Raw genomic sequence first — 15,988 nt, forward strand, 5'->3', positions numbered from 1 at the left:
CATGGGGCGCCATCTCGCCTTGCTCGTGGGCGCGAGCGACTACCAGTCGACGCAGGGAGACTTCTCCTCACTCGGTTTCATCCCCGCCGAACTCGAACAACTGCGCGTCGCCCTGATCGACCGGGGCTTCGAGGTCGAGCTGGTGGCGCGCGGCTACGTGGACGATCACGGAACCGGCATCAACGCCTCCCACATCCGCAGCAGTATCAACAAGGCGCTCGCGAACGCCCGGATGAACGACACCCTGCTGATCGTCGTCAGCGGTCACGGGATCCAGCACGAGGGCCGCGACTACATCGTGCCGGAGGGCCTGCACCCCTACGACGACCACGTCGAGGAGTCCGTCCCGGTCGACTGGGCGGCGGGTGCGGTCTCCCGGAGCCAGGCGGACACGGTCGTCTTCCTCCTGGACACCTGCCGGGAAGGCGTCCGCGAGGAGGCGAAGGGGCGCGGGCGCCTCGTGCGGCGCGCGCCGGACCTGGACTGGAAGCTCGAGCGGCGGCGGAAGGTCGCCCGGATCTTCGCCTGCTCGCCGCTGGAGAAGGCCCTGTGGGCCAAGGGCGGCGCCGGGGGCGACGGAGCCGCGGCGGCCCCCTTCAGCCTGTTCACCCGGGCGCTGACGGACCTCGTCCGCGAACACCGCCCCCGGATGACGCTCCCCCAGCTCCTGGCCTCCCTCCAGACCCGCATCGACGAACTGCACACCGTGTGCGGGAAGAACGGCCGGCCGCAGCAGGTCGACCACCAGATCACCAGTGGGCCCGTACGCGACGAGATCGTCGTCCTGCCCTCCCTGGCGGGCGCCGAGGAGGATCCCCCCGCCCGCTCGTACGCGGACCACGCCTGGGTGCACATCGTCACGGAGCACCGCGCCTGGAGCCTCGTGCCCGCGTCCTCGTCGGTGCCCGTGGCCGGCCTCAAGCAGCGGTGCGCGGAGATCACCGCGCGGCTGGCGGCCGAGAACGACCTGCACGCCCCGCGGCTCACGGACGATCCCTGGCACGATCCGACGCACGCCGAGCGGACGAGCGGCCAGCTGGCCCAACTGCTCATCGGCGCTCCGTCCTCCGAGCGCCCCCGAGCGCTGACCGACCTGATGCCGACGGAAGCCGCCCTGCTGGCGCTCACCCCGTTCCTGGCGCACACGGTCGAGGCCCGGCTGGCGGCGGCCGAGGCACAGGTGCTCCAGGACGATTCGCCGCAGTTCACCACGTTCATCGAGCGCTACCCGCGGGAACGACGGCGGCTGGAGCAGGCGCGGCGGGCGGGCAACGCCCCGGCGGTCGCACAGATCCGCTGGTGGCTGTTCCACCGCTGGCTGTTGCACCGCGGCGAGAGCTACCACCAGTCCGTCGTCGACCCCCTGCTGCCACCCCCCGCCGACGACCTCGCCGACTGGGTGCCCCGCGCCCTGGGCTCCGACGTCCTGCTCCGGCTGGTGAACGAACTCCGGCTGTCGCCCTTCTCGCTGCCCGGGTCGGGCGACCAGACGGAGGCCCAGGGCGTCGAGGGCGCCGCGCCCCGCGTCCGGTCCGTGGTGGCGCAGGGCGAGGCCGACCAGCACGACGTGCGCGAGCGCCTCCTCGCCACCCTGCTGAAGCTCGCCCGCGCCCGGGCCGTCACACCGCAAGCACTGCCGCAGGTCCTCGTACAGAACCTCGGCGTCCGCCACCAGGTCGACCTCCACGAACTGCGGACGTGTCTTCAGAAGTCGTACTGGGACCGGGTGGCGAAGAGCATCACTCTGCGCGCCACCACGCGGCATCACGTGGGGACGCTCGCGGTCGAGATGTACTGCGACCAGGTCGACGGACTGCTGCGGGACATCGGGAGGCAATCCGATCTGCCGATGGACCTGCGGCCGCTGGAGAACCTGCCCGCCCGCGCCGAGCCCGACCTCGACGCCCCGCAGCACCTGCGGGAGGCGATCCGGTTCCGCGCCGACGAGGAGCGGGTCCTCGACCTGCTCATGGGGCGCAACCTGTACAAGAACCCGGAGCTCGCCGTCCGCGAGCTGTACCAGAACGCCCTGGACGCCTGCCGTCACCGGGAGCTGCGCACGCGGTACCTGCGCCGCATGGGGCACTCGCTCCCGGAGTGGGAGGGCCTCATCTCGTTCAAGCAGGGCGTCGACTCCCTGGGCCGGCACTACCTGCGGTGCACGGACACCGGCATCGGCATGGGTGTGAACGAGATCCGGCACGCCTTCGCCGAAGCCGGCGCACGCTTCGTCCACCTGCCCGAGTACGTGCGGGAGATGGCGTTGTGGCAGCAGCACGCCGAGGATCTCAAGCTGTACCCCAACAGCCGCTTCGGCATCGGAGTGCTCAGCTATTTCATGCTCGCCGACGAGATCACCGTCGAGACCTGCCGGCTCAGCATGGAGGGGCGTCCGGGGCAGGGTCTGCGCGTGTCCATCGCCGGTCCCGGCACCCTCTTCCGGATCGATCCGCTGCCCGACGACCCGGAGCGGGACGCGGGCACCACGGTCACCCTCTATCTCAACCCGCCGGAGGAGGACGAAGGCCCGCTGTCCTGCGTGCAGGTGCTGAGCGAGCACCTGTGGATCGCCCCGTTCCGCACCACCGCCTCGATGGGCGGGACGCCCGTGCGGTGGGAGGCGGACCAACTGCGCAGGGAGTCCCTCGACCAGCACCAGTCGGGTCACATGAGCCCGCTGTGGCGGCACGAGCGCGGGAAGAAGGTGCCGGTCGCCCGGGCGCCCGGTGGGAGGCTGTACTGGGTCGACGGGAACGGCGTGTACCTGGCGGACGGCGTCAAGACGAGCGACAACGCCTTCGGCATGGTCGTCGACCTCCGGGACGATCTGCGGCCGGAACTGCTCTCCGTGGACCGCGTGGAACTCCAGCGGTACGACGAGGCCGCCGTACGACAGCTCCTGCTGGACGGCATCCCCACGCTGATCAGCAGTCCCGTGTTCTCGTACGCGTGGGCGCTGACGCTGGCGGGCAGCGACGAGAAGCTCACCGTGGAGTGCCTGGAACACGCCGTGGCGGCCGGGAACACCTGGGACGTCTTCGGGCACGAGGTGCCCGTCGCCACGAGCGGCCTGTTCGCGCCGGACGAGCTGATCCTGCGTGCCGTCACCGGACAGCCACCGCAGGATGGCCGGGCTCGGTCGCTCCACGACCACCTGTTCGTCTCCTGCCTGCCGGAGTACGTCGTCCGCTGGCGTCTGCTGTCCTACCTGCGCGCGGGTCTGGGAGGGCCGACGACCGACGTCGTGGCCGGAGCCGAGCTTCTGACGGCGCTGCCCACCGACCTCACCCTGCTCAGCCGCACGTCCCACGGCGGGGCACGCGCCTGGAGGCAACTGCTCACGGCCTGGCGCACGGACAAGCCGTACGACACGCGCCGCAGGGGCCTTCCCGTGGAGAACGGCCTGTCGTCGACGGTGCACGACACCGGCCTTCCCTTCATCGACTCCCTTCCCGTGTGGGCGGACAGCACGGAGGAGCCGGAGCTGGACGACGTGCTCCGGTGGGTGGAGTCGACCGGGAGGACCGTGCGCGAAGTCGTGCAGCGCCTCACCGCCCTGGGCTTCCGGGTGGCCGACCTGCGCGTCTCCCCGGAGCTGGGACCGGACGACCTGGCGTATCTGCGGCAGGTGGGCTCGTACGGCGCCCGGCTCCTTCCGCAGACCCCCCTCTCCTGGCCGCAGTTGGTGTACTCCGCGGCACGCGCCCGCACCACGGTGCCGGAGGCGGCCGAGCGTCTGACACGGCTGGGATACACCGTGACCGCCCCGCTCCGGGGTGAGGTACGGCCCGGCGAGGGGGACGTCTCCCTCCTGGAGGCCCTGTACAGGGCCGAGGACGGATCCGACCGGGCCGGGACCGACGCGCTGTCCGTCGCGCAGGTCGTCGTCGCCTCCCTGGCGACGCTCACCTCGCCCGCGGCCGTCGCCGCGCGCGCGGCCGAGCTGCACATCGAGGGGCCGCGGCACCGGTTCGGCGCCATGCCCCTCGACGACACCGACCGCCGGATCCTGAGCCGCGACCTGGACGGGCAGTACCCCTGGCTGGACCCGAACCGCGACATTCCCGTGCCCCACCTCATCGGAGCGTCCAGAGCCACCGGCCTCGACCCCGATGCCGTGGCCGAGCGGCTGCGGCTGCACGGGTTCACACCACCGGAGGTGACACCCCGGTGGGCCGGGATCACCGACGACGACCTGCTCATGCTCAGCGCCAGGGCCTCGGGGCTGGGACACTATCCCGACGCTGACACTCCGATGAGCCGCGATCACGTACGCCAGATCGCCCTCGCCCGGAACGTCCCGCTCGCCGACGTCCGCCGGCGTCTGGCCGACCTCGGGTACACGGTGCCGCGCGAGGATCCGGTGCTCGACGGGCTGACCACGGACGATCTGAGCCTCGTCACGAGGTACGTCACCGACTGGGACGCGGAAGGCCGGACCGCCATGGTCGTACCGGCGGCCCACGTCCGCGCGGCGGCCCTCCGCCTCGGCCGTCCCGCGGCGGAACTGGCCGAGAGGCTGACGGCCCTCGGCTGCCGTGTCGAGACACCGCCGGAGTCCTTCGCCCATCCCACGCCCGCCGATGTCCTGGCGGCCTGCCTGGCCGCCCCCTCCGGCGCCGCGGGGCCGACGGCGGAGGACTGCCGGAGCACCGAGCTGTCCCTGGCCGACCTCACCGCGCTCGCTCTTCGCTTCGGGCTGCCGTTCCGGGAGGTGGCGCTGGAGGCCACGCGACGCGGTCTCCGGCACGAGGCCGAGGACTGGTTCCCCGCCCCCGCCGCCGATCCGCCGCCTCGCGCAGCGGTGCCGGCGCACGCCAAGTCCTGATCTACGCTGGCCGGATGCCGGTGACCGTACTGCTCGTCGACGACGAACCCCTGGTCCGCGCGGGTCTGCGCGCCGTGCTGGAGGCGGAGCCCGACATCGAGGTCGTGGGGGAGGCCGCCGACGGGGCGGCGGTGATCCCGCTGGTGCGTAGCCTGCGGCCCGACGTGGTCGCCATGGACGTCCGCATGCCGCTGATGGACGGCATCGAGGCGACGCGTGCGGTGCTGCGGACGGTGGCGGAGCCTCCGAAGATCGTCGTGGTGACGACGTTCGAGAACGACGAGTACGTGTACGAGGCGTTGCGCGCGGGCGCGGACGGGTTCCTGCTGAAGCGGGCCCGGCCGGCCGAGATCGTGCACGCGGTGCGGCTGGTCGCGGAGGGTGACTCGCTGCTGTTCCCGGCGTCGGTACGACGGCTCGCCGCCGAGTACGGCGACGGGCACGGCAGCCGGGCGGCGCGGGACGCGCTGGCGCGGGCCCGGCTGACCGAGCGGGAGGCGGAGGTGCTGCGGCTGATGGCGCGCGGGCTGTCCAACGCGGAGATCGCCGCGCGGCTGGTCGTCGGGGCGGAGACGGTCAAGTCCCATGTGAGCGCGGTGCTGGCCAAGCTCGGGGCGCGGGACCGCACCCAGGCGGTGATCACGGCGTACGAGTCGGGGTTCGTGGCGGCGGGCTGAGCCGGGCGCCTCGGCCCGTGTACGCCTTCGGCACTCGCCGGGGTCCGCCGCGCCGAGTACGATCCGCCCCACACGCGCACGAGCTGGGAGGACGGACGTTGGGGCGGCTGACCGGCGGGGATCCCTCGCTGCTGCGAAGGATCAACTCCGCGGTGGTGCTGCACGCGTTGCGTGCCGCCGACTGCGCGACGCTGACGGAGATCACCCGGGTGACCGGTCTGTCCCGGCCGACCGTCGAGGGCGTCGTCGAGGATCTCATCGGCGCCGGTCTCGTCGTCGAGAAGGCGGCCGAGGAGGGGGCCGCCCGACGCCAGGGGCGCCCGGCGCGGCGGTTCCGGTTCCGTGCGGAGGCCGGTCATCTGCTGGGCCTGGAGATCGGCGCGCACCGGGTGGCCGCGCTCCTGGCCGACCTGGACGGGCGGGTACTGGGCGCCCAGGCCAAGGACGTCGACGAGTCGGCCCCGGCGGACGAGCGGCTGGAGCGGTTGCGGACCGCGGTCGCCGAGCTGCTGCGCCGGGCGGGCGTCCCGCGCAGCTCCCTGCGGGCCGTCGGGGTCGGCACGCCCGGGATCGTCGAGGCCGACGGGACGGTACGGCTGGGGACCGCGCTGCCCCAGTGGACGGGGCTGCGGCTGGGCGAACGGCTGAGCCGCTCCTTCAAGTGTCCGGTGCTGGTCGAGAACGACGCCAACGCGGCGGCCGTCGCCGAGCACTGGAAGGGCTGCGCCACCGAGTCCGACGACGTGGTGTTCGTGCTGGCGGGGCTGAGTCCGGGCGCCGGCTCGCTGATCGGCGGGCGGCTGCACCGGGGGTACGGCGGGGCGGCCGGGGAGATCGGCGCGCTGCACCTGCTGGGCCGGGAGGTGACGCCGGAGACGCTGCTGTCGACGACGGACGAGCCGCTGCACCCGTTGGACGAGCAGGCGGTCGCCGAGGTGTTCGCCCAGGCCCGCCAGGGCGACCAGCGGGCCCGCGCGGCCGTGGACCGCTTCCTCCAGCGGCTCGTGCACGACGTGGCCGCGCTGGTCCTGGCCCTCGACCCCGAGCTGGTCGTCGTCGGCGGCTGGGCGGCGGGACTGGACGGCGTACTGGAGCCGCTGCGGCGGGAGTTGGCGCGGTACTGCCTGCGGCCCCCGAGGGTGGCCCTGTCGCTGCTCGGGGAGGCGGCCGTGGCGACGGGGGCGCTGCGGCTGGCCCTCGACCACGTGGAGGAGCAGCTCTTCGCGGTGGAGGGGACGGTGACGGGGCGCTCGCCGGCGGGGCACCCGTGAGGCGGGCGGCGCCCCAGGGGTGGTTCGGGGTGGTCCGGGAGTGGGTGGTTCGGGACCGTCCGGGAGTGGGTGGTTCGGGGCCGTCCGAAGGTGGTTCGGGAGGCTCGGGAACGGTCCGGGGCGGTCCGGCGCGGTCAGGAACAGTCCAGGGCGGGCCGGCCGGGGCCCGTCGCACGGGCCGTACGGTCGGCCCGTAGGGCGGGCCCTGTGCAGGGGCCGTACGGCGAGCCCGGCGGGCCGGCCGTGCGACGAGTCCGGCGGGCCGGCCGTGTGGCGAGCCCGGCAGACGGGGCGCCCGGCGGGCCGGGCGATCCGGGCCGCGGTCGTCAGGACGCCTGGTGCTGCGGGCCGGGGTGGATCTCCACGCCGCCCGACGCGCCGAACGTCAGCCGGCAGGTGTCGGCGCGGTAGGTGGCGACGGAGAGCGCCGCGGTGCGGCCCCCGGTGAAGAAGCGGGTGGTGACGACGAGGACCGGCGCGCCGGGCAGCCGGTCGAGTTCCTTGGCGTCGTCGGCGCGGGCCGAGCCCAGTTCCACGGCGCGGTCCTGCCCCTCCAGCGCCAGGTGCTGGAGCGCGCGCAGCACCGCACGCGCGCGTGCCGCCCCGGACGGGGCGTCGATGCCGGTGAGGTCGGGCACCGACGCGTGCGGCACGTAGAGGAGTTCGGCGGCGACGGGCTGGCCGTGCGAGACCCGCGAGCGGCGCACGATGTGCACGGGGGTGTCGCGGCCGGTGTCCAGGGCGTCGGCGACGGCGGCCGGCGGGGCCGCGAGCGCGCAGTCGACGGGCCGCCAGGCGTCGTCGCCGGCGCCCGGCCAGTCCTGCCGCTCCGCGCCGACGTCGACGCCCACGCGGGGCGGCGCGACGGTGGTGCCGACGCCGCGGCGACGCTGGAGCCGGCCCTCCAGCTCCAGCTGCTCCAGCGCCTGCCGGAGCGTGGCGCGGGCGACGCCGAAGCGGGCGGCGAGCTCACGCTCGTTGGGGAGGATCTCCCCCACGGCGAACTCGGAGTCCAGTGCCTCGGTGAGCACCGTCCTCAGATGCCAGTACTTCGGTTCCGCTACCGATTCCAGTTGCGTGGTCCCCACCCTGTCCTCCGCAATCACCGTGGTCCGGTGGCGTTTTCGCGCCCTTGTTTATTAAAGGTTGTTGTACTTCTCTGCGACCATAGGACGGCCCCCACCCTTGGTCAAGACCAATCCACGACGCCTCGGGACACCGACAGGACCCCGCAGCACGGCGTTCACGCGGCGTTCGTACGGAGCGGTGTGCGGGTGGCGGCGCGCGCGGGTGACGGAACGGCGAGGCCCCCGTCCGGGGGGAACGGGGGCCGGGGTCGGGGCCGGGGGCGGGTCCGGGACGCGGTCGCGCCGTCGGTCAGCCCGCCAGGGCGCGCAGCTTGTCGGGGTTGCGGATGACGTAGACGGTCCGGATGCCGCCGTCGGCCACGTCGATCTGGAAGAGGGCGTCCGGCTTGCCGCCGGACAGCACCAGGACGGCGAAGCCGCCGTTGACCTCCAGGTAGCGGTGGGACACGTCGGGCAGGCCCTTGCCCGCCACGCCGACGAGGAACCGGCCGACGTGATCGGCGCTCTCCAGGACGCGCAGCGGCGCCTTCGCCTTGCCGCCGCTGTCGCCGACGAGCTGGGCGTCCGGTGCGAGCAGCGCCATCAGGCCCTCCAGGTCCCCCTCCACGGCGGCCGCGAGGAACCGTTCGGTGAGCTCGCGGCGCTGGACGGGGTCGACCTCGTAGCGGGGCCGCCGCTCCTCGACGTGCCGGCGGGCCCGGCCGGCCAGCTGGCGCACCGCGGACTCGGTCCGGTCGAGGACGGCGCCGATGTCGGCGTACGGATAGCCGAACGCCTCCCGCAGGACGAACACCGCCCGCTCCAGCGGGGACAGGGACTCCAGGACGACGAGGACGGCGAGGGAGACGGAGTCCGCGAGCACGGCCCGTTCGGCCGTGTCCTCGACGGTGTCGCCGAAGTCGGTGACGTACGGCTCGGGCAGCCAGGGGCCGACGTAGGCCTCGTTGCGGGTCTTGATGCGGGCCAGGCGGTCGAGGGCGAGGCGGGTGGTGACACGCACCAGGTAGGCGCGGGGTTCCCGCACGTCGCCGCGGTCGGCGGCGGACCAGCGCAGCCAGGCGTCCTGGACGACGTCCTCCGCGTCGGCCACCCGCCCGAGCATGCGGTAGGCGACGCCGAGGAGGAACGGACGGTGCTCTTCGAAGACGTCGGTGGCGGTCTCTGCGGTCACGGTGCCATCCCATCCGACGGGCGCGCGGGTGTCCAGCCGGTTCGCGCACGAAGGGCTACCCACGGGTAGCAGTTGCTGACAAGCTGTCTACACACGCGTCCGGCCGGCGTCCGCCCGTTGACACGAGGAGTCCTCCATGTCCGCCACCGCCTCCTTCACGGTTCCCTCCCCCCGCGGTCCGCGGCCCGTCACCGTCTCGTACGCGCGCGTGGGGCGGGGCGAGCCGCTGCTCCTGCTGCACGGCATCGGGCATCACCGGCAGGCATGGGACCCGGTGGTGGACATCCTGGCCACCGAGCGGGACGTGATCGCCGTCGACCTGCCCGGCTTCGGCGCGTCCCCGGCCCTGCCCGACGGGCTCGCCCACGACCTGCCCACGACCACCGCGGTGCTCGCGGCCTTCTGCGCGGCGCTGGGGCTCGGACGCCCCGACGTGGCGGGCAACTCGCTGGGCGGTCTGCTGGCCCTGGAGCTGGCCCGCGAGAAGCGCGTACGGTCCGTCACCGCACTGTCCCCGGCCGGGTTCTGGTCGGAGGCCGAGCGCCGTTACGCCTTCGGCGTGCTGCTCGCCATGCGGAGGGTCGCCCAGCGGCTGCCGCTGCCCCTCGTCGAGCGCCTCTCCCGGACCGCGGCCGGCCGCACGGCCCTCACCAGCACCATCTACGCCCGCCCGGGCCGCCGTTCGCCCGAGGCGGTGGTCGCCGAGACGCTCGCGCTGGCGCGGGCCACCGGCTTCGACCAGACCCTGCGGGCCGGTACGACCGTGAGGTTCACCGACGACCTCCCCGGCACGCCCGTCACCGTCGCCTGGGGCACCCGGGACATGGTGCTCGTACGCCGCCAGGGGGTCCGCGCCAAGCAGATCATCCCCAAGGCCCGCCTGGTCCGCCTGCCCGGCTGCGGCCACGTCCCGATGAACGACGACCCGGCCCTCGTCGCCCGCGTGCTCCTCGACGGCAGCCGCTGAGACGGGCCGGGCCGCCGTTCCCCGCCGCGGACGACGGGCGATCCCTGCTGCCGGACGGCCGTCGTCCGCCGCCCGGACGGTCGCCCGACGTCGCGACGCCCAGTTGTTCACCTGCGGTTTCCGTGTGCGCTGCGGCGTACCAGTAGGTGTGACGGTGCACACCGGCCGGTACCGTCCCAGGAGGCCCCTCCATGTCCTTCAGTCCGCTCCCCGGGCGCCGCAGTGTTCTGCGGGGCTCGTTGGCCGCGTCCGCGGCGCTGACCCTTCCCGTCGCCGCCGGTGCGGCGCCCGCCCTCGCCCTGTCGGGGCGGCCCGCGGCGCAGTGGGGCGTGCAGACCGGGGACGTGTCCGCGCACGCCGGACTGGTGTGGGTGCGGTCCGACCGTCCCGCGCGGATGATCGTCGAGACGGCCGCCACGGAGTCGTTCCGCGACGCGCGCCGCTTCCACGGTCCGCTGCTCGGCGCGGGCACCGACTTCACCGGCACGACGCAGTTGCGCGGGCTGCCGGCCGGCGAACAGGTGCACTACCGCGTGCTGCTCGCCGACCCGGACGACCCGCGCCGCACCGGCGAGCCGGTGACCGGCACCTTCCGGACCGCGTCCGACACGCGGCGCGACGGCGTGCGGTTCGTCTGGTCCGGCGACCTGGCCGGACAGGGCTGGGGCATCAACCCGGAGATCGGCGGCTACCGGATCTACGACGCGATGGCCGCTCTCGACCCGGACTTCTTCCTGTGCAGCGGCGACAACATCTACGCCGACGGCCCGCTCACCGGGACGGTCACCCTGCCCGACGGGCGGACCTGGCGGAACGTCACCACCGAGGAGAAGGCGAAGGTCGCCGAGACCCTGGCGGAGTTCCGCGGCAACTTCCGCTACAACCTGCTGGACGAGAAGCTGCGGGCCTTCAACGCCCGCGTCCCCTCGATCATCCAGTGGGACGACCACGAGGTCACCAACAACTGGTTCCCGGGCGAGATCTTCGCCGACACCCGCTACACCGAGAAGAACGTCGACGTGCTCGCCGCGCGCGCCCGGCAGGCGTTCTCGGAGTACTTCCCGATCTCGACCCTGCGCCGCCCCGACGGCCGGGTCTACCGGGTGCGGCACCACGGACCGCTGCTGGACGTCTTCGTCCTGGACATGCGCACCTACCGGAACGCGAACTCGGCGGACGACCAGACCACCGACGCGCAGGGCATCCTCGGCCGCGAGCAGTTGGAGTGGCTCCAGCGCGAGCTGTCCCGCTCCCGGGCCGTGTGGAAGGTGATCGCCTCGGACATGCCGATCGGCCTGGTGGTGGCGGACGGCACCGACGGGGCCGCCAACTTCGAGGCGGTGGCGCAGGGCGACCCGGGCGCGCCCCTCGGCCGTGAGCTCCAGATCGCCGAACTGCTGCGGTTCGTCAAACACCGGCGGATCACCGGCACGGTGTGGCTGACCGCCGACGTCCACCACACCTCGGCCCAGCACTACGACCCGTCCCGGGCCGCGTTCACGGACTTCGCGCCGTTCTGGGAGTTCGTCTCCGGGCCGCTCAACGCGGGCGCCTTCCCGGCGAGCGCGCTGGACGGCACGTTCGGCCCGGACCGCGTCTTCGTCAAGGCCCCCACCGCGTCCAACGTCTCCCCGGCGGAGGGCTACCAGTTCTTCGGCGAGGTCGACATCGACGGCGACAGCGGGGAGCTGACGGTCCGGCTGCGCGAGCAGGACGGCACCGTGCTGTTCACCAAGGTGCTCCAGCCGGGCCGGGTCGGTCAGTAACTGCCTTACCCTGTAAGGGCGCTCCGCGCATCGGCGTCATCCCCCGGTGCGCGGCGCGGTCCCGTGTACGACCTGCGGCTTCGCAGCCGTAGAAGAATCAACAATCCGGACATATGCCCCCTTTACCCATCAGTCACACAGCGTTCGCGATCACGCAACACCCGTCCTTCACAGTGGCTGCATGAGTCGAGACATGTCTGATGTGACGCGCCACAAACACGGGCGCCCGGTGCACCACTGGCGGCGGGACGCGGTCGAGCTCGCCGCGCTCTTCACGGCGGTCGCGGTGGCCGACGTCGTCGCGAACCTCGTGGGGCACGGCCCCGACGGACCCGGACTGCTGGTCCTCTCCGCCGCCGCGCTGATCGCCACGGCGGGGTTCCACATCTGGTGGTCACGCCGCCACGGTCACGCGCCTCCCACGAGTGATACCGGTGCCCGGCCGCCCTCCCCCGAGGGTCAGGCCGGGCCGTCCGGGCTCCCCGGCCGGGCCGCCGGGGAGAGTGTCCTGTGGCGGATGCGGACGACGGTGAAGGACGAGCCGGGGTCGCTGGCCGCGCTGTGCGCGGCGCTGGCCGAACACCGGGTGGACATCCTCAGCCTGCAGACGCACCCGCTGGGCGAGGACACCGTCGACGAGTTCCTGCTGCGCGCCCCCGGCGCGCTGGCCGGCGCCGACATCACCCGGGCCGTGGCACGGGCGGGCGGCGCCGACACCTGGATCGAGCGGGCCGACGCCCACGACCTGGTGGACGCCCCGACCAGGGTGCTGGGCCTCGCCACCCGTACGGCCCTGGACGCGGCGGAACTCCCGCTCGCGCTGCGGCAGTTGCTGGGCCGGTGCACGATCCGTTCGCTGCCCGCCACCGCGCGCGGCGCCGAGCGGCGGCCGGACGGCGTGCCCGTGGAAGGGGTCCTGGAGGACACCGTGATGCGCCTGCGGGCGCCGGAAGGCGGAGTGATCACCGTGGAGCGGCCGTACCTGCCGTTCACCCCGACCGAGTTCGCGCGGGCGCGGGCACTGGTGGAACTCGACGCCCGCCTGGGCCCGCGCGTCCCGCGCGGACACGACGTGCTGACGCTGCCCGAGGGCGACGACATCACCGTGCGCCGGGCGGACCTCGGTGACCTGGAGGCGGCGAAGGCGATGCACGAGCGCTGCTCGGCGCGCACGCTCGGCATGCGCTACCACGGGCCGGTCGGCGACGCCGACCGCTACCTCAACCACCTGCTCAGCCCCCGCTTCGGCCGCACCCTCGCGGTGCAGGCGCCGTCCGGGAGCGTCGTCGGCCTGGGGCACCTCCTGTGGGACGGCGACGAGACGGAGGTGGCGCTGCTCGTCGAGGACCGGTGGCAGCGGCGCGGCATCGGCGGCGAACTGCTCGGCCGGCTGGTGGCGATGGCCGTCGAGGCGGGCTGCGAGAGCGTCTACGCCGTGACGCAGTCCTCCAACACCGGCATGGTCGCCGCCATGCGCGGCCTGGGCCTGCCCCTCGACTACCAGATCGAGGAGGGCACCCTCGTCATCACCGCCCGGCTGGACCTGTCGGCCGTGAGCGGCGCGGAGCTGTCGCTGGAGGGGTCCGGGTCCGGGGAGCGGGCCGCCCGCGACTGACCCTGGTGTCCCCGGCGGGCCCGGTGTACCGGCGGCCCGGCGACCCGGCGGCCCGAGTACGGCCCGGTGACCCCGGTGACCCGGCGGCCCGGTGACCCCCGTACCGCCCCGGCGGCCCCGGCGGCCCGGTGTTCCCGGCGACCCGCGGGACGGACGGCCCGGCACCTTTCGGTGCCGGGCCGTCCGTCCCGCGTCAGGAGCCTCGCCGCGCCTGCTGCCGCCCGCCGCGTCGGAGCAAACGCCGTGACGCGCGCCTCCCCGCGTACGAGGATGGTGCGCATGTCGCAGACCAACACCCCGCTGCCCCGCGAGGTCGCCGACGCCTACGTCGACGAGCTCATCGCCCTCGACCCGGTCACCGGTACCTACCTCGGCGTGAAGGAGAGCTCGAGCCGTCTGCCCGACTTCTCACCCGCGGGCCAGGAGGCCCTCGCCCGGCTCGCCCGGGACACGCTGGCCCGGCTCGACGAGGCGGAACGGCGGCCCGGCGCGGACAGGGACGTCGAGCGCCGCTGCGGACGGCTGCTGCGCGAGCGGCTCACCGCCGAACTCGCCGTGCACGACGCCGACGAGGGCCTGCGCTCGGTCGGCAACATGTCCACCCCGGCGCACCACGTGCGCGAGGTGTTCACCGTGACGCCGACGCAGACCGACGAGGACTGGGCGGCGATCGCCGAACGGCTGCGCGCGGTGCCGGCGGCGCTGGCCGGCTACCGCGAGTCCCTGGCGCTCGGCCTGGAGCGCAAGCTGTACGCGGCGCCGCGGCCGACCGCCACGTTCATCGGCCAGCTCACCGAGTGGGCGGACCCGGACGGCTCGGGCCGCGGCTGGTTCGAGACCTTCGCCGCCGACGGGCCCGACGCGCTGCGCACTGAGCTGGACGAGGCGGCCCGGGCGGCCACCGCGGCGGTCGTCGCCCTGCGGGACTGGATGCGTGATGTGTACGCGCCGACCGTGGCGGCCGCGCCGGACACCGTGGGCCGCGAACGCTACGCGCGCTGGTCCCGCTACTTCAACGGCACCGACCTCGACCTCGACGAGGCGTACGCGTACGGCTGGTCCGAGTACCACCGCATCCTCGCCGAGATGAGGCGGGAGGCGGAGAAGGTCCTGCCGGGCGCCGAGACGCCGTGGACGGCGCTCGCGCACCTCGACGAGCACGGCAAGCACATCGAGGGCGTCGACGAGGTCCGCGACTGGCTCCAGGGCCTGATGGACCAGGCGATCGACGCGCTGGACGGCACCCACTTCGAACTCGCCGAGCGGGTGCGGAAGGTGGAGTCGCGCATCGCCCCGCCCGGCAGCGCGGCGGCCCCGTACTACACGTCCCCGTCGGAGGACTTCTCCCGCCCGGGCCGCACCTGGCTGCCGACGATGGGCCTGACCCGCTTCCCCGTCTACGACCTCGTCTCGACGTGGTACCACGAGGGCGTCCCCGGCCATCACCTCCAGCTCGCGCAGTGGGTGCACGTGGCCGGGGACCTCTCCCGCTACCAGGCCACGGTCGGCATGGTGAGCGCCAACGCCGAGGGCTGGGCGCTGTACGCGGAGCGGCTGATGGACGAGCTCGGCTTCCTCACCGACGCCGAGCAGCGGCTGGGCTACCTGGACGCGCAGATGATGCGCGCGGTGCGGGTCATCGTCGACATCGGCATGCACCTGGAGCTGGAGATCCCGGCGGACTCCCCCTTCCACCCCGGTGAGCGCTGGACCCCGGAGCTCGCCGAGGAGTTCTTCGGCGCGCACAGCAGCCGTCCGAAGGACTTCGTGGCGAGCGAACTGACCCGCTACCTGAGCATCCCCGGCCAGGCCATCGGCTACAAGCTCGGCGAACGGGCCTGGCTGCTGGGCCGGGAGAGGGCCCGCGAGCGGCACGGCGACGCCTTCGACCTGAAGTCCTGGCACATGGCGGCCCTCTCGCAGGGGTCGCTGGGCCTGGACGACCTGGTGGACGAGCTGGCACGGCTGTGACCCACGGCGTGCGGAGAGACGGCGGGTCCCGCGGGGGCCCCTCTCTCGCACGCCTCAGCAGCCGCAGTCCCCGGCGGCGTCCACCGGCGCGGTCAGCGGATCGGCGTCGCGCCGCTCCCGGCCCTGCCAGGTCTCGAACTCGAAGCCCTCGCGCACCCAGTACTCGAAACCGCCGAGCATCTCCTTGACGCGGTAGCCGAGTTCGGCGAGCGCGAGGGCGGCGCGGGTCGCGCCGTTGCAGCCGGGTCCCCAGCAGTACGTCACGACCGGGACGTCCTTGTCGAGGAGCTGTCCCGCCTGCTCGGGGATGAGCGCGGTGGGCAGGTGGACCGCGCCGGGAACGTGCCCCTGGTCCCAGGACGCGGTGGAGCGGGAGTCCAGGACCACGAAGCCGGGGTCGCCGCCGGCCGCGAGCGCGGCGGCCACGTCGGAGACGTCCGCGTGGAAGACCAGGCTCGCCCGGAAGTAGGAGGCGGCCTCGGCCGGGGCCGCGGGGGCCACGCGCAGGACGGGGTTGGCGGGGGTGACGGCGGTGGTGGCGCTGAGGGCGGTCATCGCAGGGCCTTTCGCGGTGGTGCTGACTGATTCCCGATGACCGGAAATCTACGGCCGTCGGTCCGCGCGCTGAAGGGGC

The 15,988-nt window shown here is 73.8% G+C and carries 10 protein-coding genes; 7 read left to right on the top strand and 3 right to left on the bottom strand.

Features of this window, described 5'->3' with window-relative positions; translation table 11 throughout:
* The first annotated feature begins 1 nt into the window (after position 1).
* From ACZ3KJ_RS27755 to ACZ3KJ_RS27765, 3 genes are all read left to right on the top strand, one after another.
* On the top strand, positions 2-4,828 hold the full coding sequence (locus ACZ3KJ_RS27755; RefSeq protein WP_467530937.1) for a wHTH domain-containing protein: 4,827 nt from the start codon (positions 2-4) through the stop codon (positions 4,826-4,828).
* 14 nt (positions 4,829-4,842) lie between these two features.
* Entirely contained in the window at positions 4,843-5,505 is a 663-nt protein-coding gene (locus ACZ3KJ_RS27760) for a response regulator transcription factor (RefSeq protein ID WP_467530939.1), read from the top strand.
* Between the two features lie 98 nt (positions 5,506-5,603).
* Entirely contained in the window at positions 5,604-6,776 is a 1,173-nt protein-coding gene (locus ACZ3KJ_RS27765; protein WP_467530941.1) for an ROK family transcriptional regulator, read from the top strand.
* 326 nt (positions 6,777-7,102) lie between these two features.
* Here ACZ3KJ_RS27765 and ACZ3KJ_RS27770 read toward each other — a convergent pair whose 3' ends face one another.
* Positions 7,103-7,864: a GntR family transcriptional regulator gene (locus tag ACZ3KJ_RS27770; protein WP_467530943.1), complete on the bottom strand. Its 762-nt coding sequence runs from the start codon at positions 7,862-7,864 to the stop codon at positions 7,103-7,105.
* Positions 7,865-8,153: 289 nt separating this feature from the next.
* Positions 8,154-9,035 (bottom strand): RNA polymerase sigma factor SigJ, encoded by an 882-nt coding sequence (gene sigJ / locus ACZ3KJ_RS27775; RefSeq protein ID WP_467530944.1) that lies wholly within the window; start codon positions 9,033-9,035, stop codon positions 8,154-8,156.
* Between the two features lie 136 nt (positions 9,036-9,171).
* Between sigJ and ACZ3KJ_RS27780 the strand changes: the two genes are divergently transcribed.
* From ACZ3KJ_RS27780 to ACZ3KJ_RS27795, 4 genes are all read left to right on the top strand, one after another.
* A complete protein-coding gene (locus ACZ3KJ_RS27780; RefSeq protein WP_467530946.1) occupies positions 9,172-10,002 on the top strand; it encodes an alpha/beta fold hydrolase in 831 nt (276 codons plus the stop codon).
* A gap of 191 nt (positions 10,003-10,193) precedes the next feature.
* A complete protein-coding gene (locus tag ACZ3KJ_RS27785; protein ID WP_467530947.1) occupies positions 10,194-11,768 on the top strand; it encodes an alkaline phosphatase D family protein in 1,575 nt (524 codons plus the stop codon).
* Positions 11,769-11,961: 193 nt separating this feature from the next.
* Positions 11,962-13,383, top strand: a complete 1,422-nt coding sequence (locus ACZ3KJ_RS27790) for a GNAT family N-acetyltransferase (protein WP_467530949.1) — start codon at positions 11,962-11,964, stop codon at positions 13,381-13,383.
* Between the two features lie 279 nt (positions 13,384-13,662).
* Entirely contained in the window at positions 13,663-15,354 is a 1,692-nt protein-coding gene (locus tag ACZ3KJ_RS27795) for a DUF885 domain-containing protein (protein WP_467530950.1), read from the top strand.
* A 54-nt stretch (positions 15,355-15,408) separates the two neighbouring features.
* Here the strand turns inward: ACZ3KJ_RS27795 and ACZ3KJ_RS27800 are convergent, their stop codons facing one another.
* The gene (locus ACZ3KJ_RS27800; RefSeq protein WP_467530951.1) at positions 15,409-15,909 is read right to left on the bottom strand and encodes a rhodanese-like domain-containing protein; all 501 of its coding nucleotides are present in this window, start codon (positions 15,907-15,909) and stop codon (positions 15,409-15,411) included.
* Positions 15,910-15,988 lie beyond the last annotated feature (79 nt).

The sequence above is a fragment of the Streptomyces sp. NPDC003248 genome, assembly GCF_055563235.1.